Genomic DNA, 19,092 nt, shown 5'->3' with positions numbered 1-19,092 from the left:
CGCAAGCGATGTCGGTCGGAGTGGAAACCCCCAATGAGCTGATGGTGGTGTTCTCCAACACCATCTCGGCCGGGTTCGACGCCCTGCAGGGCGCGGTCAACGGCGTCTTCGGGCTCCTGATTGTCCTGGTCGTCGCCCTGACCGGGATCCAGTGGGCGATGTCTTCCAATCGCGAAGTGCTGGCCTCCGGCTTTGGAAAGGTGCTGCTGATCGGAGCCTTCGCTTGGCTGATCAACGACTGGCAACAGCTGTCCGAGACGATCTACGCCGGGTTCATTGAACTGGGTCTGACGGCCGGGGGCGGATCGCTCAGCCGGGCCGACTTCCTCAATCCGGGGGCCATCCTGGCCCAGGGTTGGGAGATCGTGAAGGCGTTGGGCGAGACCCCTGCGCCCGTCGACAATCCGCTCGACGTGGTCGGCAACATGGCAGACGCTCTGATCCTGGGCCTGGCCATGATCGGCATCATGCTGGCCTTCGCCGTGCTGGCGCTGCAGATCATCGTGGCCCTGCTCGAGTTCAAGATCGTCACTCTGGGCGGGTTCATCCTCCTGCCCTTCGGCATCTGGAACAAGTCCGCCTTCCTGGCCGAACGGCCCTTGGGCTACGTCGTGTCGTCGGGCCTGAAGGTGCTCGCCCTGGCCATCGTGATCTCCGGGGCCCGAACCGTCTTCGACCAGCTCCAGCCTTCGGCCAATCCCGACATCTACGAAGCGTTGAGCATCCTCGTCGCCTCGATCCTTCTGGCCATGCTGGCGATGTTCATCCCCAATCTGGCTTCGGCCCTGGTGACGGGCGGGCCGGCCCTGGGCGCCGGGGCCGCCATCACGGCCGGAATCGCCGTCGGCGGCAGCGCCGCTTTGGCCGGAGCCGGGATCGCGGGTGCGGGCACGGCGGTCGCAGGCGGCGCGGCTAAGATGTCTGGCCCGGCCCGGGCCGCGGCCGGCGCTGGAGGCGGCCGATCCCCGACCCCGCCAATGTCGCCTCCGCCCTCGACGCCTCCCAAACCCTCCAATGACAATCCGTCGCCGTCCGGTCCGCGTCGACCATCGGGCGGGGCGATGTCAGCCGCGCCCTCGCCTTCCCCTGGCGGCGTGTCTGAGCCCGCCGTGGCTTGGCAGCCTCGCCAGGCATCGGGTTCGGCTTCGGGCGAAGCCACAGGATCCGGCGGCGCGGCCAACGATGGCGGCGGGGCGCGTCCGGGCCGGCCGGCCGAGAAGATCGCCGCGGAGACCAAGGCCGCCCGGTCCGACTTCCATCAGGCCGCCGCTCGGTCGGCTGCGTCCGGCGGGTCGAAGCCGCCTGCGCGCGCCCAGGCCCTGCAAGCCTTCTTCGTCGCCAACGCCGGGCGCGGCCTCATGCCTGCTGGCGAAACCAGCGGCGTCCTGTCTCCCAACCTGAGAAACGAGGAGTCCTGACCATGCACCCCTTCTTTCGTCCCAAACGCGCCTTGGCCTCGGCGCCCGAGACGACCCCCTATCAGCGCGCCGGCCAGATCTGGGACGACCGGATGGGGCTGTCCCTGGCCCATGCCCGGAACTGGCGCCGTATCGCGGTGGCCAATCTCGTCCTCGCCGGTTTCCTCGGAGCGGGCTGGTGGGTGCAGGCCGACAGGGCCGTCGTCAAACCCTTCGTGGTCGAGGTCTCCGATCTCGGACAGACCCAGAGGATCACAGCGATCGGCGGCCGCTACGAACCGACCGAAGCCCAGATCGGACACGCGCTGGCCGGCTGGGTGCGTGACGTCCGCTCCAAGTCGATCGACCCGATCGTGATCCGGCAGAACTGGCTTCGGGCCTACGACCTGATGATGCCCAAGGCGGCGAGCTTCCTTAACGCCTGGGCGCAGAGCCACGACCCCTTCGCCGAGGTCGGACGCGAAGCCGTCAACGTCGAAGTGCTCAACGTCGTGCGGCGCACCGAGCGGACCTACGATTTGCAATGGCGCGAGACCCGTTTCGTCAACGGCCAGCAGGCCGGCGTCGAGCGCTGGCGCGCCCTGATCACCACAACGACCCAGCCGCCCCGCACCGAGGCCGAGCTGATGAAGAACCCCCTTGGACTGAAAATCGAGGACGTATCATGGACCCCCGACGCTTCCTGATCCTGGCCGGCCTGGGCCTCAGCCTGTCCGGCTGCGCCGTGTTCGGCCGAACATCCGGGCCGCCGCCGATGTCGCCCCTGCCTGTCGTGGAGGCCGAGGCTGCCGTCATCGCCGAAGCCGGAGCCCTGCCGCAATCGACGGTACAAGTCGATGATGCGCTGGTCGCCGATGCGACCCTGGCGCCCGCCGTTCCCGTCGGCACGCCCTATGAAGCCCAGCCGACCGCCGTGGCGCCAGCGACGGGGATGACCGGCCGCCGCGCCATCGTCGCCGCCAACCTCGACGCCCGCGCCGCCTCGCGATCGGACGCCTTCGTCGGCGGGGTCCAGGTGTTCGCCTGGTCTCCGGGTCGGGTGTTCGAGGTCTGGACGGCGCCTCTGCGGGTCACCACCCTGACCCTGGGGGCCGGCGAGATCCTGGTCTCCAAGGCAGCCGGCGACACCGTCCGCTGGCAGATCGGGGAGACCACGTCCGGGGAGGGCGCAGGTCAGCGAACCCACGTCCTCCTCAAGCCGCTGCAACGAGGACTCGAGACCAACCTGGTCCTGACCACCAACCGGCGGGTCTATTTCATCGACCTGAAGAGCGGTGACGCCTCAGGGTTCAACGCGGCGGTCGCCTGGGACACCGGGGCGATGGATCCCCCGGCCATGGCGCCGATCGCCGAGGCGGCGGAAATCCGCGTGTCGGACCCGGTGGCGATGCCGGAGGGGCCTATCGACGCCCGCTATCGGATAGAGCCGCAAGGGCGCCGTGCACGGTGGACGCCGGCCTCGGTCTTCAACGACGGGCAGCGCACCTTCATCGCTTTCGACCCCGATCTTCAGATCGACGAAGCGCCGGCCCTGTTCGTGATCGCCGCCGACGGCGAGACCCAGATGGTCAACTACCGCCAGGCCGGGGGTCTGTTCATCGTCGATCGCGTCTTCGATCGCGCCGAGCTCAGGCTCGGCGATCGTCGCCCCCAGATCGTTCGTATCCGCCGCCTCCAGGGAGCCGCCCGATGAGCTCGTTCCAGGATACCCCCCACAATCCCGACGACGTCGCTTCTTCGGCAGGGTCCGGCGTCGACCCTGAGGTCAGACCCGACCTTACCAGCAAGGCCAAGGCGCCGCCGCCTGGTTTGTCGATGCGGGCGCCGCGTCCGCCGGTCACCCGGCTGCGCAAGTCGGTCGTCCAGACGATCGTGATCGGCGGCGTGATCCTCGTCTCCGGCTCCCTGGCCTGGGCCTTCGTCGTCCAGCCGGAACTGCGCGACAGCGCCCGGCTCCGCGCCGTCGAGGGCCGGGAAGAGCAGGCCCGGGGCTCCGTTCGACCCTCCGAAGCGGTCACCGACCAGCCCGCGACCTATGACCGGCTGCCCGAGCCGCGCCATGGGGCCGAGCCCGAGACGGCTGAGCCTGGTGTTCCCCCGCCGCCGCCCGCGCCGGCCCGGTATAGCGCCGGTTATGCGCCATCGCGGACGAACCGGGCGACCGGGCCAAGTCCGGGCGAACAGGCGGCGCGATCGGGCTTGTTCTTCGAGGGGGCGTCAACCGGGGCCGGTCCTGCCGCGCATGCCGGGGCGGGTCCAGCGACGGCCGGCGCTCGTGCGGACGCTGCGGACGTCGGCGCCACCTATAATGGCCACACCCTGACGGCGCCGCTGTCGCCCTATGAGCTGAAGGCTGGCGCGATCATTCCTGTGGTCCTGTTGACCGGGGTGGACACCGCGCGCGCCGGGCCGGTCGTCGCGACGGTGTCGCAGAATGTCTATGACACCGTCAGCGGCCGCCATCTCGTCCTGCCCCAAGGGACCCGGCTTATCGGCCGTCATGAGGGCGAAAGCGCCTATGGCGACCGGAGGGCCTTCCTGACCTGGGACCGGCTGATCCTGCCCAACGGCAAGAGCTTGGTGCTGACCGGTGAGCCCGGCGTTGATGCGCAAGGCGCCGTGGGCGTGCGCGGCCATGTCGATCGGCGGCTATTCCCCTTGCTGGTCGGAACCCTGTTCGCCGGCGCGATCACCACCCTCGGCCAAATCGCCCGAGACGGAGATGGCGAGGGTTCGGGCGGCCTGCTCGGCGACGCCGGGGACGCCGCCGCCATCGAGGGCTCCCAGGTCGGGGGGCGGCTCGTGGACCGGGAGCTGGACGTCCGGCCGTCGATCCGTCTGCGCGCCGGCGCGCCGGTCCGCGTGATGATCACCCGCGACCTGATCCTGGAGCCTTACCGGCCATGACCTGGACCCCTCTCGATACTGGAAACCGCTGGGCCGTGCTCGGCGTCACCGTCTTCTTCCTGAGCCTGGGCGCTCTGATTGCCGAGCAGACGCCAGCCCTGGCTTTGGTCAACGAGAGCCCCAGCGTGCCGCGTGGCCTCTATCTGCGACAGCCTGGAGGCGCGCCGGAGAGGGGTGCGATGGTCGCTTTGCCCCAGCCTTCCATCGCCCGGCACTACCTGGGCGCGCTCGGCATGCCGGCGGAATTGCTTCTGATCAAACGGGTCGCGGCGGTCGGCGGCGATCTCGTCTGCCGGCAGGGAAGTGCGGTTCGAATGCCCGGCCGCGTGGCTCACGTTCTGGATCGTGATCGGCGCGGCGCGGCTCTGCCCGGCTGGACCGGCTGCCGTCGGCTCGCGCCGGACGAGCTCTTCCTGCTCGGCGACACGCCGGGAAGTTTCGACAGTCGCTATTTTGGCCCCGTCCGGACCCGAGACCTGGAGGGGGTGTTTCGGGAGACCCTGACATGGTGAGACCCTTTCTGGCCGCTCTGGCCCTGGCGCTTGCAGCGGGTAACGCATCCGCTCAAACGGTCGACTGGCGCAACGCCGGCGGCGATCTGTTCGGCCGTCCCCCCGCGCAGTCTGTGTCGGACGTGGCGGGCGTCGACGACCTCACGCCCCGACTTCCGCCCCTGTCCCAGCCGTTCATGGACGCGATCGCCGTCGCCGCCGAGCGCCACGGGATCGACCCCAAGATGCTTCATGCCCTGGTGATCGTGGAATCCGCATACCGGGTCGATGCCGTGTCTCCGGTCGGCGCCGGTGGCCTGACGCAGTTGATGCCTGGAACGGCGGCGGATCTCGCGGTCAGGGACCGGTTCGATCCGATCGAGAACCTCAACGGCGGAGCGGATTATCTGGCCCGGCAGCTGCTCCGCTTCGGGGACGTCCGGCTGGCGTTCGCGGCGTATAATTCGGGACCGGATCGCGTCGCCCGGCTCGGGCGCATACCGAACATAGCGGAGACGCAAGCCTATGTGGCCGCAGCCGTTGACTGCTACCTCGCGCTCTCGGCCGGGAGGGGCGCCCGCAATTCCCGGGAGTGCCGGGCCCCGGAGCCCAGCCGATGATTCCCGCGACAGAACCGGTGGCGGCGGTGACTGACGCCGCCGATGAGGATCTGCTGACCCGCAAGGAAGCGTCCGCCTTCCTGATCCAGTTCGGCATCCGCATGAAGCCCGAGACACTCGCCCGGCTGTGGTCGACGGGCGGCAACGGCCCGCCTTGTCTCCACGTTCGGCACAGGCCCTACTATCCGCGCGGCGTGCTGCGCGCCTGGGCCTTGAACCAGGTCAGCGACCTTCGCGCGTCTGCCCCGCCCGCAGCCAGGGGGCGGCGTCATGGCTGAGGCGGGATTGGAAGGGTTCAGAACGGAGTGGGTGCCCAGCGTGGCGGACCTGCTGATCGACCCGGCGGTCAGCTTCGCCCTGAAGGACGTTCTTCGCAGCTGGGAGGTTCGAGATCCGGTGGATGCGGCGCGAGACGCCCGCTTGCTGGCCGAGGTTCTGGAGCGCCGGGCAGACGAGGCGGTGTCATGGACAGTGTGAGCGAGCCGCCTCCGTTCGACGATTTGGAAGACCGGATTCTCCCCTGGTCGCAGGTGAAGGTGATCTGCGGTCTGAGCCGGACAACGGTCTGGCGCATGCAGAAGACCGGAGATTTCCCGGCCTGCGTCCAGGTCTCGCAAAACCGGGTCGGATGGTGGCAGAGCGAGCTGCTGGCGTGGCGACGGGCGAGGACACCGAGGCGTCTGCCGGAGCCCCGGGCCATAGTGGCGGCGCCGGCACCGGTTAAACCGCCAGTCAGGAGAACCCTGGAAGAGCCGCCTAGATCACCGGCGCTTGAGGTTGCGACCGGTTCGGATCAGCCCGTCCGGAGCCGTCGGAAACGGAAATCTGGTGTTCCGGAGAACCAGGCTGCGTTCGACTTCGGAGGCTAGGGGGCGGACCGGGTCGATTAGACCCGCTTGAAACGGACGCGGTCGGCGCCGGCGATCAGAAAGGCGTCGAAGCCGGCGTCGCCCCAAGCCTTGCGTTGAACGTGGGTCGCGGCCGGGTCGGTTGTGTTCGCCCACCACTGCGGCAGGCTGGCGCTCTTGGGCAGCATATAGCCGATCTTTCGCTCCATCTCGGCGAAAGAGAGCTCGACTTCATCGGTCTTCAGTTTGCGGAGATAGTCCCGAAGCGGATCGTACTTGCCCATGACCTACAAAGCCGGACAGCGCCGCTATTGCCAAGGGACAGACGCGATGAAAACCTATGCGGAGGCGCTGGAGCCCGACGCCCGATACCGGATCGTAATGACGGATGACCCGGTCGACGGCCTGCGCCCGTTGAGCTTCCGCGACCACTACGACATGGTCGCGGATCTGGAGCTGCCTGCGGGCGCGCCGGACGTCGTGGTCAGGATCTACGCGCGCGCCCTGAACGCCTTGATCTACGGCTGGCTCGATTATGAACTGATGGTGGTCGCCACCGGCCAGGCCCTGGCCAGTCTCGAGTTCGCGCTGAAGACCCGACTGGGCGCTGACGCCAAGAAGATGCCCGGCCTCGCAAGGCGTCTGAGCTATGCGGTTGATCGGAACATTTTATCGCCGCCGCAAAAAAGTCAGTGGGGCGACGATCACCAGTTGCTCGTCCAGATTCGCAACGAGATCGCCCACGGGAGCGAGCACGTCTATCCGCCGAACCTGGCAGCGATCATATTCGATCGCTGTCGGGCCCTGATCTGTGAGCTCAACGACCTTCCGGCGTCGAACCTCAGACAGCGATGACGGCGTCGTTCTTCAGGGCCTGGTGAGACCGATATGGACAAGTTCGAGCTTCTGAGGACGTTCTGCGAAAGCGCGATCTCGCGATCGGAACAGAGCAGGCCGGTCGTCATTTCGTGGAGCGACCAGTCTCGGCTGCTCTGGCCGGAGGCGCAGTATTTCGCGCCGTGGCACGACGTCGCCTATGCCCCGGCATCGGAACCCGCAGCCGACGCGGCGATTGAGGATCGCGTGCGCCTCAAGCGCTGGAAACGGGTTTCGCCGGAGGCCGGCCGGGTGCTGGGCTCTCGCCTGACGCAGGCGCTTTCAGTGATCCAGGTCAATGAAATCGCCGGCGAGCGTGCAGGAACGACCTTTCCTTCGGGAATGGACGACAGGGCGCTGACCGAGGCCCTGTTGATCTACTGGTGCTACGCGATGGAGCTGCCCTTGGCGGAGTCAGGCGGCGCGCCGGCCGGACGCGCCTGACTACTCCCGACCCGCGAGCTCTGGAACCGGCGACCCCCGAGTCGATGTCGAACGAACGTCCGAATCTGGCGCACACTCGAGGCAGTCCGTCTTGAACATCCGGATTCCTCGATGACCGCATCCTTCTCACTCGTCATGCCCGACCTCAGAGCGGTTTCCGACGAGGACCTTGAGTCCCTGCTTCCTCAGGCAGACGGCGCCTGGAGCCGGCAAACCAAGGCCCTGATGCTCAGCCTGGGCGCGCAGAAGCTCAATCTGAACAGCAATTGGGCCGAGGTCCGGCGTGACTGGGTCTGTGAGGCCTGTCAGCGCCGCAAGCCCGAGATCGCGCGGGTCAGCGATAACGGTGTCCTTCTGTGCCAGCTGGAATGGCATCACGACCACCTGCGCGATCACGCCAAAAAGATGCTCCGCCCGCTCGTGAACATTGAGGACCGGACCCCGGAAAGCCGGGACCTTCGGCGCGGCGTCGACGCCTGCAAGGACCTCACCATGCGGTTCTTCACCACCCTGATCTGCAACGATTGCAATACGGCCGAGGGGAAGGCCAAGGGCCGGCTCGGCGACCTGATCCCCAGCTATTTCAGCTTCTCGCCCCGCGAGATCATGCGCTTCATCCGGGTTCAGCCCAACCGGATGCATGGGATCGACGACGAGGCGGTCCGTGACGTCTGGAACGAGGTCGAGCGCGACGTCGCGGACCGGCTCGCCTTTCTCGACATTCTTGCGGGGCGTCTGAAAGCGGGAGGCCATCGCATCCAGGGCAATCCCCCGCAGTTCTGGAGCCCACACGTCCTGACGTCGATCGTGCCCCGCCTCGCATCGCAGCAGGGCCACGACGCAGAAAGCCTTTATCGGATACCCGGCATCGTTTCGGAGCGCTCGGTGCGTCACGACGGCTTTGGCGTTTCGCCCCGTCTCAAGCGGACCGCCTCGCGAAGACCGAGCCTCGAAGACCTCGCGGCCTTCAGGACCTCCCAAGGCGTCGAGACACCCTGGCGGCGGGTCGTCCCGGACTGGCGGTGCGAGGTCTGCCGGCGCGATCGGAGCGAGGCACTCCGACTTTCGGGAAAGGGCAAATGGACCGGACGCCTGCATCGTCATATGGTTTTCACGGCCGAGGCCGATCCCCAGGCCTTGTTCTGGCGTGTCGGGGATGAGAGCTGGATGGGGGCGTTCCGATCCTATCGGGTCGTATACATCTGTCAGGACTGCCGCCAGGTCGTGACGGACCTGCGATCGATCGACGCCTCGTATTCGGAGAATGCGCTGAGCATCTCCGATCTTCGTGATCTCGCGACCGATATCGCGCCCAACCGAAAACACGACGTCGACATGCCCGCCGCGCGAGCGCGCGCAGATGAGAACTATGAGTATCTGGGGCTGATCGACGACTACAACCGGCATCGGTCCCAGAGCATCAGCCTGACCATCGAACTGACCACCCTGACGGGGGAGTTCCGGATGGGCCAGGAGGAGGCGCTCATCGAACTGACGCCGCTCGCCTGGGCGCCCGGCTTTTCTGACGATCAACTCCGGGAACGACTCGACTGGCTGCTCCTGGAGGGGCGTCGGCTCAGGCGCGAAGACCTCGAACGTGACGCGGACCTTCTTCCAATGGAGCCCCGAGCCTGACGTTGGCGATTGCAGGCGGACCGGTGGCTGAAACGCCGTCACGACAACAATAATAACATTAGATTGAATGGTAACATTGCCAGTGTTATCGTGCGGCCCAATGTTATCGAACGCGACATCTTTTGGGAGCTTGGGCCGTCTCTTCGACGATGCGGCGGCCTACGTCACGCAGCTGTTCGACATCCGATTGACGTTCAAGGAGGCCGACGTGGGCCTCCTGCCGTTCTTCCTGACGGATCGCTATCGTCTCGCCGAAACGAGCCTGTTTGGACGAAAGCTGCTCATTCTCGCCACGCCCGGCCAGGACGCGGAAACCCCGGCCACGATCGCCAAACATATCCAGACCGCCCGCTCGACATCGGACGCGTTCATGGTCGTCTTCCTCACGGACGCCCTGAGCTCGGCCAACCGACAGCGTCTTATCCAGCAGGGCGTCAACTTCATCGTTCCCGGCAATCAGCTGTTCCTGCCCGAGCTCGGCGCTGATCTGCGCGAGTATTTCCGGTCAGAGGTCCGGCCGGCCGTGGAGCAGTTGACGCCGGCCGCCCAGGTCGTGGTCCTGGCCTCGTTGCTTCGTGAGGACCTCGATGGCCAGACGCCCAAGTCCCTGGCCGAGCGGTTTCAATATTCCGCCATGAGCACTGGGCGGGTGGTTGATGAACTGCAGCGGCACGGCATTCTCGGCATCGATGTTCGCGGCCGGGAGCGTCGCATCGCTTTCAAGCAGGAGGGCGACGACCTCTGGCGGGCGGTCCGTGACTTGCTTCAGTCGCCCGTCCGTGCCCGTCGCTTGGTCAGGCCGTTTCCTGAGGCCCAGGCACTGCCGCTGGCCGGGGAATCCGCTTTGTCGGAGTACACCCTCCTCGGTCCTCCCGTTCATGAAGTCCGGGCGGTCTCCGCACGTCAGTGGAAGGGGCTGGTCTACCAGCACGACCTTCAGCCGGCCGACGATCGGGACCCGGAAGCCATCCGCATCGAAACCTGGTCTTACGATCCCCGTCTGCTTTGCCATCACGGACCCGTCGTGGATCGCCTCTCCCTGTATCTGAGCCTGGAGGATCGTCATGACGAACGCCTCGATCAGGCCGTCGACACCCTCATGGAGCCCTTCGGATGGTCGTAGGCATTGATGTGTTCAAGGCGGCCTTCGCGGGCTTCGAGGACCAGTACACATTGATCGGCGGCGCAGCGGCCGAGATTCACATGACCGGCGCCGGTCTGCCGTTCCGACCGACCAAGGACCTCGACCTGGTCCTCTGTCTCGAGGCCCTGAAGCCGGAGTTCGTCCGATCTTTCTGGGCCTTCATCGACGCCGGCGGCTACCAGACCCGCGAACGCAGCGACGGCGCGAGGAATTTCTTCCGGTTCACCCATCCCTCCGACAAGACCTATCCGGCGATGATCGAGCTGTTCTCGCGGCTGCCCGATGTCATCACCGTGCCGGAGGGCGCGCGCCTCACGCCCATACCGCTGGACGGGACGGTCGAGAGCCTGTCAGCCATGCTGCTCGACGACGCCTATTACGCGTTGCTCAAGGACGGAACGACAGAGATGGACGGCGTCCCTGTCATCGACGTCCAGACCCTCATTCCCTTCAAGGCGTTCGCCTACAACAACCTGGCGCGCGACCGGGCGGACGGCCAGCAGGTCGATAGCCGGAATGTCACCAAGCATCGCAACGATGTGTTCAAGCTCCTTCAGCTCTTGGGGCCGACGATGACCCTGGCGCTCCCGGACGGGATCGCCGCCGATCTGCGGGCCTTTGTCGAAGCGGTCGAGGCGGACAAAACCTTTGATCCGAAGGCGCTGAAACTCACGCCGCCTGACGCGGGGCGACTCGTCGCGCGGCTCAAGGCCGTCTACAACCTCTAGCGAGATCGCGACGGCGAAGCGTGCGACGGATCAACAAACAGCGCGGCGGAACAAAACAGGAAGAGTTTTGGAAATCACGCTATGGTTCCTGAGTGATTCCATCATCCGTGACCTCGCCATCGCCTCAAACGCCCGCCGGACTCGGCCGTCGCCTCGTCTTCATCAGCCATGCCAATCCGGAGGAGAACGATTTCGTCCGATGGCTCGGCGTTCAACTCGCCAGCGCCGGTTATGAAGTCTGGTCGGATGTCACCAAGTTGATCGGTGGTGAGCTGTTCTGGGACGACATCGAAGACGCCATTCGCCATCACACGGCGAAATTCATCCTCGTCGTTTCCGCCGCCGCCTTGAACAAGGAGGGCGTGAAAGACGAAATCCACCTCGCCGTCACGGTGGAGCGCAGCGACAAGATCGCCAATTTCCTCCTGCCGGTCAGGGTGGACGATGTCCCCTTTTCGGACTTCAAAGCCAATATCGCCCGCAAGAACGTCATCGACTTCAAGGCCGGGTGGGCTCCCGCCCTGGCGAGAGTCTTTCAGGTCCTTGAGCGTGACGGCGTGCCGAAGGGTGCAATCGCTCCGGCTGACGTCGCAGCCTGGTGCCTCCGACGGTCCGACGCCGATCAAATGCCCCGGATCGAGCCCGAGCAGCTGTACTCGAACTGGCTCCCGATTGCCGCGCTGCCTCCCAAAGTGTCCCTTTTCTCGCTCGGCGTCGCCGAGACGGCGGTCTCGGGCGTCATGTCCGGAACCCGTCTCCCCTGGTTCAAATACTTCAGGCTGGTGGGGACGTTCGGCACGGAAGTGGACCTGAAGCTCGCGCTGCCGGAACAGGTCATCGAGCGTCGCTACACCTTGCCGCTGGAAGACATGTTAGCCGGGATGCCGGCGGCGATGCCCGGCGTCAAACGCGCGGACGCCCGGCGCATGGTCGTCAATCTCCTGCGGCAATCCTGGAACAACGCCATGGCGGCCAAGGGATTGTCCGCGTTCGAGATGGCCGACAACTCGGTCGCATGGTTCTTCACCAAGGACGTGATCGAAAAGGATACCGCCTATTTTGTCGATCACACCGGCAAACGCAGGCGCAAGGCCATGGTGGGCCGGAGTGAGAAGCGGGGCGTCTATTGGCACCTCGGCTTCATCGCCAAGCCCGTCATGACGGACACGCCCCATTTCGTCATGAAGGCGGCCATCATCTTCTCGCACGACGGCAAGACGCCGCTCGACAGCGTGGAGAAGATGCACAAGCTCCGGCGCGGTTTCTGCCGAAACTGGTGGAACGGACAATGGCGCGACCTGATGCTTGCCTACGTGGCTTGGATCGGTGACGAGGACGGCCGTCTGAAGCTGCCGATGGGCGATTTCGCAGAGGTGGTCGTGGATGCGCGGCCAGTCCTGTTTGAATCGCCGGTCTCTTGCGCCGATCCCGCCGTGAAATCCCGGGCCGTGGTCCCGGACGATGAGGACGAGACGCCTCCGGAGGCGCCTGTGGAACCGGACGAGGCCTTCGAGATCGCGGGCCTGGCGGAGTCCGCAGATGACTGAGCCGATCCAGGGCCTGCAGATCCTGACGGAGCCGCTACTCCAGTTCGGACACGGCCAGATGCTGCCCGACCCTAAGGATGGTCTGTTCCTTTTCGGCCCCATGATCGACGAGGCCAAACCCGCTGAAATGAGAGTCGGCGTCATCGGCACGGACGAAGGGATAGCGCGGTACAAGAAGTGGGTATCCCAGATCACGGGATATATCCCGGCCGCCAAGGCGGAGCAGCATCACCTTGCGTTTCCGGGCTTCGAAGCAGCCTTCAAGACCAAATGGCCCGCCAACCCCGTCGCGACCATCTCGATTTCAGCGGCGGCCTTGTCGAGCACAGTCCGGATCCCGGACGGCCACGAGCGCGTGTACAAGACCGTCGATCTCTTCGACCAGGCCATTCGCAAGTTCCTCCGCGAGGAGGACAGCGTTCCGGCGGTCTGGTTTGTCGTGATACCGGACGACGTACACCGTTTCTGTCGGCCGAAGTCGATCGTTCCCTTGCCCGAACGGACCCGAACCAGCCAGAGGTTCTCCGCCCGTACGGCGAGGAGCTTTGTGCAGGCGCCGTCGATGTTCGCAGAGGACAACGCCGCCGCCGAGCCCTACCGGTACGAGGTCGATTTCCACAACCAGCTCAAGGCGCGGCTGCTCGATCAGAAGGTGGTTCTTCAGATCGTCCGGGAATCGACGATCGATCCGGAGGGCGTCAATGCGCTCGGCGGCAAGCCGCGGATGCTGCAGGATCCCGCCAATATCGCCTGGAACCTGTCGACCACAGCCTTCTTCAAGGCCGGGGGGCGTCCCTGGGCATTAGCGGGTGTCAGAGAGGACGTCTGCTACATCGGTCTCGTCTTCAAGAAGACCGATACCGCCGGATCGCCAGGGAACGCCTGCTGCGGCGCCCAGATGTTTCTCGGATCCGGAGACGGCGTCGTGTTCAAGGGTGCCGTGGGCCCCTGGTATTCGCTGACGACGTCCGAGTTCCACCTCGATGAGGCAAAGGCGAAGGAGATCGCCGGCCTAGTGGTCGAGGCCTACATCGCCAAGCACGGCCGCCCGCCCAAGGAGCTCTTCATTCACGCCAAGCAGCATTTCAACGAGGCTGAATGGCGGGGCTTTTCCAGCGCCGTGGGACCTGACACACGGCTCGTCGGCGTACGGATTCAGACGACGCGCGAGATCAAACTCTTCCGTCAGGGACGGAGCCCTGTCCTGCGGGGAACGGCTCTGACGGTCAGCCCGCGCAAGGGCTATTTGTGGACCGTCGGCTTCGTGCCCGATCTCCAGACCTATCCCGGGCGCGAAGCGCCCAACCCGCTGTCTATCGAAGTGACCAAGGGCGACGCGGATCTGACCCAGGTCATGCAGGACGTCCTCGGTCTCACCAAGCTAAACTTCAACGCCTGCATCTACGGGGACGGCACGCCGGTGACCTTGAGGTTTGCAGACGACGTCGGCGAAATCCTGACCGCCGCGCCAATCGCCAACCTGCCGCCCTTGCCCTTCAAGCACTACATCTGAACGCTGCGCACAGCCGCAGTTCTGGCCCCGCACGTGGGATGGGAGCAAGCCCTTGACGGAAACATCCACTTCGTGGAAGTTAAAACTTCTAGAGAGTGACAGTTTACATGGGCCGCCCTTCGAGATCGACACAGGACTTACTGACCTCGCGCGAAGTGGCGTTGGCGGCGGATATTACGCCGCGCAATTTCGCGCTGCTCCACGATCAGGGACTCGCGCCCAGAGCGCGGGACAGCATTTCGGGCAAGGCGGGCGCGCGGGTCTACGACGGCGTCGGGCTGGCGCATGCCGCGCTGATCGGAGCGCTTCACCTGAGCGGTCTCGAGCTCCTGGTCGCCGGCCGGCTGGCCGGCGCGTTCGCGGACCAGTTCGACGCGAGCTATGGCAAGCTGCCGTCGAACCTTGGGGCCTATATTCACGCGCCGCTCAATCCTCGGTCCGGCTATCGGCCGTGGGTCGATCATCCGGGCGAAGCGCCGATCGATACGGATCAGGACTACTGGCTCCATGAAAGGCTCCGGAACCGGTCGGGCCTCTATCAGCTTGCGACGGCGCTTACCGGCGACTTCATCATCGACATCGCGGACCACAGCTTCGTCACCACGGAGCACAAGGGCCGGGAATCGATCAAGGTCTTCTCGCCCGTCTCGGGCGGACTGCCCGCGAGCCCCGACTTCCGCATCGTCGGCCGGGGCTCGACTGCGCAGATCGTCGCGGTTCATGAGGAACTCAATAGTCTCGACGTCTTTAGCGATGCGCGGGCCGCAGACCAACTGCGCCGCCTCGAACGAGACTATCTCGATGGCCGCGACAATGCGGTGACGCGCCTGCGCATCAATCTGTCTCTGGCGATCCGTAACGCGTTCGATCGCCTCCAAGATCAGCGGGCCCGCGACCCGACGGACTGACAGCGCCATGCGCCTGCTAGTCCTCCGCTTCCCCATGTAATCTTGCGTCACCGCATCGCGGGCCGCTGGAACAGAAGCGTCCCTCTCAGGATTCACCGGCCTCGCCCAGTCGCGTGCGGGCCTCATGCAGGGCGTGGCCCATGACCTGCCAGCGCGCCTGAGGGCCCCGCAGGTGAATGCCGTCCTTGCCGAGGTCGAGCATGACCCCGATCGAGAGCTGCATCTCCCTTCGCCCCGTGGAGGTTTCGAACGTGAGCATTGTTTCCGCACGCGAGCTGCTTGGGGTGTTGTCCTCGAACCGTAGGATGCGGAAATCCGTCAGCTTAAGCCCGCGCGCGTCGCGACGGGCTTCGTAGGCGAGCTTTCCGGCGCTCTTGCCGACGAGGTTGATCGATCGGCTCGACATCAGCATGAAGTTGCCGCTGCCCCAGCCGACCAGATAGTCGTGAAGCGCTTCCTCTGGCGAGCCGGGTTCGAGACTATCTGGCAGGCCGGGGAGGTCTCGGGCCGTCCAGGCGTCGAGCGCCTTTTTCTCCGCGTCTCGACGCGCCGCGCTTGATACGGCCTCGTCGATAATATCGCCAAATGACTGTGAGGCCTTGCGCTTCTGGACCGCGATCCGGTCCGGCTCGGCGGCCTTCTCTTGAGCCCAATCGACCAAGGCCTGGAACAGGTGCCAGGCCTTGGCGCAGGCGATCCGGTTCCCGTAGCCGCTATCACGACCATGCAGGATGCCGTGCCGGTAGGGGATTGAGATCGGGTCCCCCGTCGTTTTGGTGCGTGGCGCCCTGATGAGACCGATCAGGGCGGGCAAGCCGGTCGGGTGACCGACGATGGAATCAAAGGCCGTGAGATCGGCGTGCTCGGAGAAAACGCTGAAGCCGCCGACGTCGTAGGCCAGTCCGTCAGAGGCCATAAGCAGGAGTGGCGTGGCGGCGAGATAGCGGCCCTCAAGGAACAGCGCCTTGGCCTCTTCAAGTTGGGGCTTGCGCTCGTACACCTTGTGGAAGCGATGGGAGCGCATGATCAGGAACCTCAGCGTCGGCTCATCGAAGATGTCGGCCAGTAACTGCTCCGCATCGACCGCCCTGCCTGTAGCCAGCCACGAACCTGCGCGGCGGGTGCCAAGATCGCCGCCCGCGGGCTGCCATCATAAATGACCAGCCCGCGCCACCGCGATGCCCATCTTAGACAATCAGGCCGCTAGGGTAAGCTGGCGGCCTGATCGGTTTCAGGCTCCTGACCTGAGTCTGCGCATGCTTTCTCCGGTCAGTTCCAATCGGAACGAAGAATGCATGATGCGATCCAGTATGGCGTCTGCGAGCGCGGGTTCGTCGATATGGTCGTGCCAGTCCTGGAACGGTAGTTGGCCGGCGATGATGGTGGACTGGGCACCGACGCGGGCATCGAGGATTTCGAGGAGATCCAGCTTGCCGCGAGGAGAGAGGCGGGCGAGGCCGAAGTCGTCCAGAATGAGCAGCTTGGCCTTGGCCAGTGTTGCTCGGAGCTTGGAGATTGATCCATCCTGGTGCGCCAAGACCATGGCTTCGAGCAACAGGCTGATCCGATGGTAGAGCACCGGGAGACCATTACGTGCCGCCTGCATCGCCAGGGCGCATGTGAGCCAGGTCTTACCAGCGCCGCAGGGGCCAGTGATGATACCATTACGCCCGCGTTCGACCCAATCGCAGGTCAGTAAATCCGCGACCATCGTCCGGTCGAGACCCCGCCCGTTGCGGAAGTCGATGTCTTCCGGCATGGCCTGAACCTTGAGCCTGGCCAGTTTCAGGATACGCTTCAGACGCCGATCCTCTCGGGCTGATCTCTCGGCATCGATCAAGGTCGCTAGCCGTTCGTCGAAGCCCAGCCCCATGAAGGTCGGGAGTCCACGCTGACGCTCCAGCGCCGTCGCCATGCCGCTCAAGCCCAAATGATGCAGGCGGTCGCTGTTCTGGCTGGTCATGATTCACCGCCGAAATAGACGGCTCCGCGCACATTCCGGTGCGGACTAAGGGCCAAGGGCTGCGACGACGCCTCGTATATGGGGGCGTCCTCCATATGGGCCTTGAGCATAGAGCGGATCGAGCTGACGGCTCGTGCGCCAACCAGCAATCCTCGTCGGCAAGCCTTGTCCAGCCGCTCATGCCCATGTTCACGCGCAAGGGCTCTGAGCGCGCCCAGCTTCTGCTGTCGGATCAGGGGGTTGGAATTTTCTTCGATATAGGATTCGACCATGGATTTTACGCCTGGCCCGATGCTGGCCGCCCAAACCATGGTGTCGTCGGGGTCACGCTCCGCCCAGGCGCGATGGTTGCGAGGGCGGTGGGCTGCCAGAGTCGTGGGCTCGTAACCTTCAGTCCGGCGGGGATGAACAGCGACCTCCTGCCCCTGATGATAGACCCGAACCAGCCGGTCGCCGAGCCGGATGCGGACGGATTTCCCGATCAAGGTGTGAGGGACGGAATAGGCCCGGCCATCGGCCAGGACATGATAGTCCCGAGGCGTCTTCATGCTGGACCAGGCGCCAAACTCAAACCGGTTCAAAGGCAGGGAGCGCAGTTCCGCACGTTCGACGCTGTCGAACAGCAGACGCCGGCTCTGATCCTTGCGACGCGTGAAGCGGCGGTCGTTATAAGCGTGCAACAACGGTAGGATGGCGGCATTCACCTCGTCCAGCGAATGGAAGGTGCGATTGCGTAGTGCCGCCAGAATCCAGCGTTGAGCCAGTAGAACGGCGCGTTCGACCTGGGCCTTATCCTTGGGTCTACGTGGCCGTGCCGGAATGACGACGGCGCCGTAGTGCGCAGCAACCTCAGCATAGGTCGGATTGATCTCGACCTCGCCCCGCCTCCAACTCGTGACGCCGGACTTCAGGCAGTCGGGAACGAAAATCTTTGGGGTGCCGCCGAAGAACTCCAGCGCTCGGACATGGGCCATGGTCCAATCCGGCAATGTCTGACTGCGCACCGCCTCGACATAGGTATAGCCGGAGGCGCCCAGTGTGGCGACGAAGACTTCGCAGAGGATTTTCCGCCCCTCATCGGTTTGGTAGCCGATCCTCTTTCCGCTGAAGTCCACGAAGAGCTTCTCCCCCGCCTTGTGGACCTGCCGCATGGAGGCGGAGAGGGTTTTCCTGAACGCGTAAAGGCGACGCCCGAACTCGCGTTCGGACAGCATGACTTTCCCCGACGGCGGCAAGGTCGAACGGTACTCCTGAAACAACAGTGTGACGGTCACGCCGGGACGCCGAAGCTCTCGCTCAACCAAGGACCAGTCCGGAACCACGAACGGCTTAGTGAGGCCTTTGATGCCGTCGTTGATCAGGGACAGAAGCGCCGCGTCACTAATGAATTGAACTTGGTCCCACGACATCTGGAGCTCTTCCAGCCGGTGTCGATAACGGCGAACTGTGTTGGGTGCGCATTTGAGAATGCGAGAGATCTGGCGGTTGCCGAACTCGGTCGTGAGGATGAGGCGCGACAGGTCGCGCACGAGATCGATCATTTGAAAGGCCCTGGATGCGTATGGCCGCGACTGCGGCGGTATGGAGTTCGAAGGCATCGGCCGGAGCCCGACGTAGGCGTGATTCATCGCCGCCTCTAGGAGCGCGTTGACTTTCTGCCTGTTCGAAGGGAAGATCAGTAGTCGGCTAGAAACGACATTGATCTCAGGGGCTCTGCGTTTGGCGACGCGAGCCCCTTTTCCTTGGATGCATGGTTTCTGCGGATCAGATCATCGCACCTCCACCGAGTTAGCGTCGTTGTAGCGATCTGGCCAAAGCGCGTCCGGCGTCATGCCGAGCGCGCTGGCGATCGCAGCTTCGATACGCCGAGATCGCCGAATGCCCTTGCTGACGATCGTCACGGTCGTCGGAGCAACGTCCAGCGACCGTGCGACAGCGGAAAGCGAGGAGCCCCGGAGTTTCAGCGCCCCCTTGATACGTTGGTGTTGCCGTTCGGCGATCATCATGGCTATATCCGAAACTAGCAATAACGAGTCTCAGATTAGCAATA

Annotated in this window: 22 protein-coding genes; 17 read left to right on the top strand and 5 right to left on the bottom strand. The window is 65.0% G+C overall.

Annotation, left to right across the window (positions count from 1 at the left end):
- The first annotated feature begins 8 nt into the window (after window positions 1–8).
- The 9 genes from trbL to JKF87_RS10000 are packed head-to-tail and all read left to right on the top strand — an operon-like array spanning window position 9 to window position 6,305.
- Window positions 9–1,418 (top strand): P-type conjugative transfer protein TrbL, encoded by a 1,410-nt coding sequence (trbL, locus tag JKF87_RS10040; protein WP_201099745.1) that lies wholly within the window; start codon window positions 9–11, stop codon window positions 1,416–1,418.
- Window positions 1,419–1,420: 2 nt separating this feature from the next.
- Complete coding sequence (trbF, locus tag JKF87_RS10035; protein ID WP_201099744.1) at window positions 1,421–2,104, top strand: conjugal transfer protein TrbF; 684 nt, start codon at window positions 1,421–1,423, stop codon at window positions 2,102–2,104.
- Window positions 2,083–3,111, top strand: coding sequence for a P-type conjugative transfer protein TrbG (gene trbG, locus JKF87_RS10030; RefSeq protein WP_236261261.1), 1,029 nt, complete (start codon window positions 2,083–2,085; stop codon window positions 3,109–3,111). Before trbF ends, trbG begins: the two co-directional genes overlap by 22 nt.
- On the top strand, window positions 3,108–4,325 hold the full coding sequence (locus JKF87_RS10025; RefSeq protein ID WP_201099743.1) for a TrbI/VirB10 family protein: 1,218 nt from the start codon (window positions 3,108–3,110) through the stop codon (window positions 4,323–4,325). The genes trbG and JKF87_RS10025 overlap by 4 nt, the downstream gene beginning before the upstream one ends.
- Entirely contained in the window at window positions 4,322–4,837 is a 516-nt protein-coding gene (locus JKF87_RS10020; protein WP_201099742.1) for a S26 family signal peptidase, read from the top strand. The genes JKF87_RS10025 and JKF87_RS10020 overlap by 4 nt, the downstream gene beginning before the upstream one ends.
- Entirely contained in the window at window positions 4,831–5,436 is a 606-nt protein-coding gene (locus JKF87_RS10015) for a lytic transglycosylase domain-containing protein (RefSeq protein WP_201099741.1), read from the top strand. Before JKF87_RS10020 ends, JKF87_RS10015 begins: the two co-directional genes overlap by 7 nt.
- Complete coding sequence (locus tag JKF87_RS10010) at window positions 5,433–5,714, top strand: hypothetical protein (RefSeq protein WP_201099740.1); 282 nt, start codon at window positions 5,433–5,435, stop codon at window positions 5,712–5,714. The genes JKF87_RS10015 and JKF87_RS10010 overlap by 4 nt, the downstream gene beginning before the upstream one ends.
- Window positions 5,707–5,913 (top strand): hypothetical protein, encoded by a 207-nt coding sequence (locus JKF87_RS10005; protein ID WP_201099739.1) that lies wholly within the window; start codon window positions 5,707–5,709, stop codon window positions 5,911–5,913. Before JKF87_RS10010 ends, JKF87_RS10005 begins: the two co-directional genes overlap by 8 nt.
- Complete coding sequence (locus tag JKF87_RS10000; protein ID WP_201099738.1) at window positions 5,901–6,305, top strand: helix-turn-helix transcriptional regulator; 405 nt, start codon at window positions 5,901–5,903, stop codon at window positions 6,303–6,305. The genes JKF87_RS10005 and JKF87_RS10000 overlap by 13 nt, the downstream gene beginning before the upstream one ends.
- A 17-nt stretch (window positions 6,306–6,322) precedes the next feature.
- Here JKF87_RS10000 and JKF87_RS09995 read toward each other — a convergent pair whose 3' ends face one another.
- Window positions 6,323–6,568: a DUF7662 domain-containing protein gene (locus JKF87_RS09995; RefSeq protein ID WP_201099737.1), complete on the bottom strand. Its 246-nt coding sequence runs from the start codon at window positions 6,566–6,568 to the stop codon at window positions 6,323–6,325.
- Between JKF87_RS09995 and JKF87_RS09990 the strand changes: the two genes are divergently transcribed.
- The 8 genes from JKF87_RS09990 (at window position 6,567) to JKF87_RS09955 (ending at window position 15,079) form a co-directional block, all read left to right on the top strand.
- Complete coding sequence (locus JKF87_RS09990; protein ID WP_201099736.1) at window positions 6,567–7,139, top strand: hypothetical protein; 573 nt, start codon at window positions 6,567–6,569, stop codon at window positions 7,137–7,139. The genes JKF87_RS09995 and JKF87_RS09990 overlap by 2 nt on opposite strands.
- Window positions 7,140–7,172: 33 nt before the next feature.
- On the top strand, window positions 7,173–7,604 hold the full coding sequence (locus JKF87_RS09985; RefSeq protein WP_201099735.1) for a hypothetical protein: 432 nt from the start codon (window positions 7,173–7,175) through the stop codon (window positions 7,602–7,604).
- Window positions 7,605–7,715: 111 nt separating this feature from the next.
- A complete protein-coding gene (locus JKF87_RS09980; protein WP_201099734.1) occupies window positions 7,716–9,239 on the top strand; it encodes a hypothetical protein in 1,524 nt (507 codons plus the stop codon).
- 130 nt (window positions 9,240–9,369) lie between these two features.
- Window positions 9,370–10,362 (top strand): hypothetical protein, encoded by a 993-nt coding sequence (locus JKF87_RS09975; protein ID WP_201099733.1) that lies wholly within the window; start codon window positions 9,370–9,372, stop codon window positions 10,360–10,362.
- Between the two features lie 8 nt (window positions 10,363–10,370).
- On the top strand, window positions 10,371–11,111 hold the full coding sequence (locus tag JKF87_RS09970) for a hypothetical protein (RefSeq protein WP_201099732.1): 741 nt from the start codon (window positions 10,371–10,373) through the stop codon (window positions 11,109–11,111).
- A gap of 107 nt (window positions 11,112–11,218) precedes the next feature.
- Window positions 11,219–12,658, top strand: a complete 1,440-nt coding sequence (locus JKF87_RS09965; protein ID WP_201099731.1) for a toll/interleukin-1 receptor domain-containing protein — start codon at window positions 11,219–11,221, stop codon at window positions 12,656–12,658.
- Window positions 12,651–14,171, top strand: coding sequence for an argonaute/piwi family protein (locus tag JKF87_RS09960; RefSeq protein WP_201099730.1), 1,521 nt, complete (start codon window positions 12,651–12,653; stop codon window positions 14,169–14,171). Before JKF87_RS09965 ends, JKF87_RS09960 begins: the two co-directional genes overlap by 8 nt.
- A gap of 107 nt (window positions 14,172–14,278) precedes the next feature.
- Window positions 14,279–15,079: a hypothetical protein gene (locus JKF87_RS09955; protein WP_201099729.1), complete on the top strand. Its 801-nt coding sequence runs from the start codon at window positions 14,279–14,281 to the stop codon at window positions 15,077–15,079.
- Window positions 15,080–15,164: 85 nt separating this feature from the next.
- Here the strand turns inward: JKF87_RS09955 and JKF87_RS09950 are convergent, their stop codons facing one another.
- From JKF87_RS09950 to JKF87_RS09935, 4 genes are all read right to left on the bottom strand, one after another.
- A complete protein-coding gene (locus JKF87_RS09950; protein ID WP_201099728.1) occupies window positions 15,165–16,103 on the bottom strand; it encodes a hypothetical protein in 939 nt (312 codons plus the stop codon).
- Between the two features lie 207 nt (window positions 16,104–16,310).
- Window positions 16,311–17,042 (bottom strand): IS21-like element helper ATPase IstB, encoded by a 732-nt coding sequence (istB, locus tag JKF87_RS09945; RefSeq protein WP_201099727.1) that lies wholly within the window; start codon window positions 17,040–17,042, stop codon window positions 16,311–16,313.
- Entirely contained in the window at window positions 17,039–18,583 is a 1,545-nt protein-coding gene (gene istA / locus JKF87_RS09940; RefSeq protein ID WP_201099726.1) for an IS21 family transposase, read from the bottom strand. Before istA ends, istB begins: the two co-directional genes overlap by 4 nt.
- Before the next feature lie 228 nt (window positions 18,584–18,811).
- Window positions 18,812–19,048 (bottom strand): helix-turn-helix domain-containing protein, encoded by a 237-nt coding sequence (locus tag JKF87_RS09935; protein WP_201099725.1) that lies wholly within the window; start codon window positions 19,046–19,048, stop codon window positions 18,812–18,814.
- Window positions 19,049–19,092: the final 44 nt, after the last annotated feature.

Source organism: Brevundimonas nasdae (assembly GCF_016654005.1).
In the GTDB taxonomy this organism is placed as follows: domain Bacteria; phylum Pseudomonadota; class Alphaproteobacteria; order Caulobacterales; family Caulobacteraceae; genus Brevundimonas; species Brevundimonas nasdae.
The sequence above is the reverse complement of the archived record's forward strand: the minus strand, read 5'-3'. Positions and strand labels throughout refer to the sequence as shown.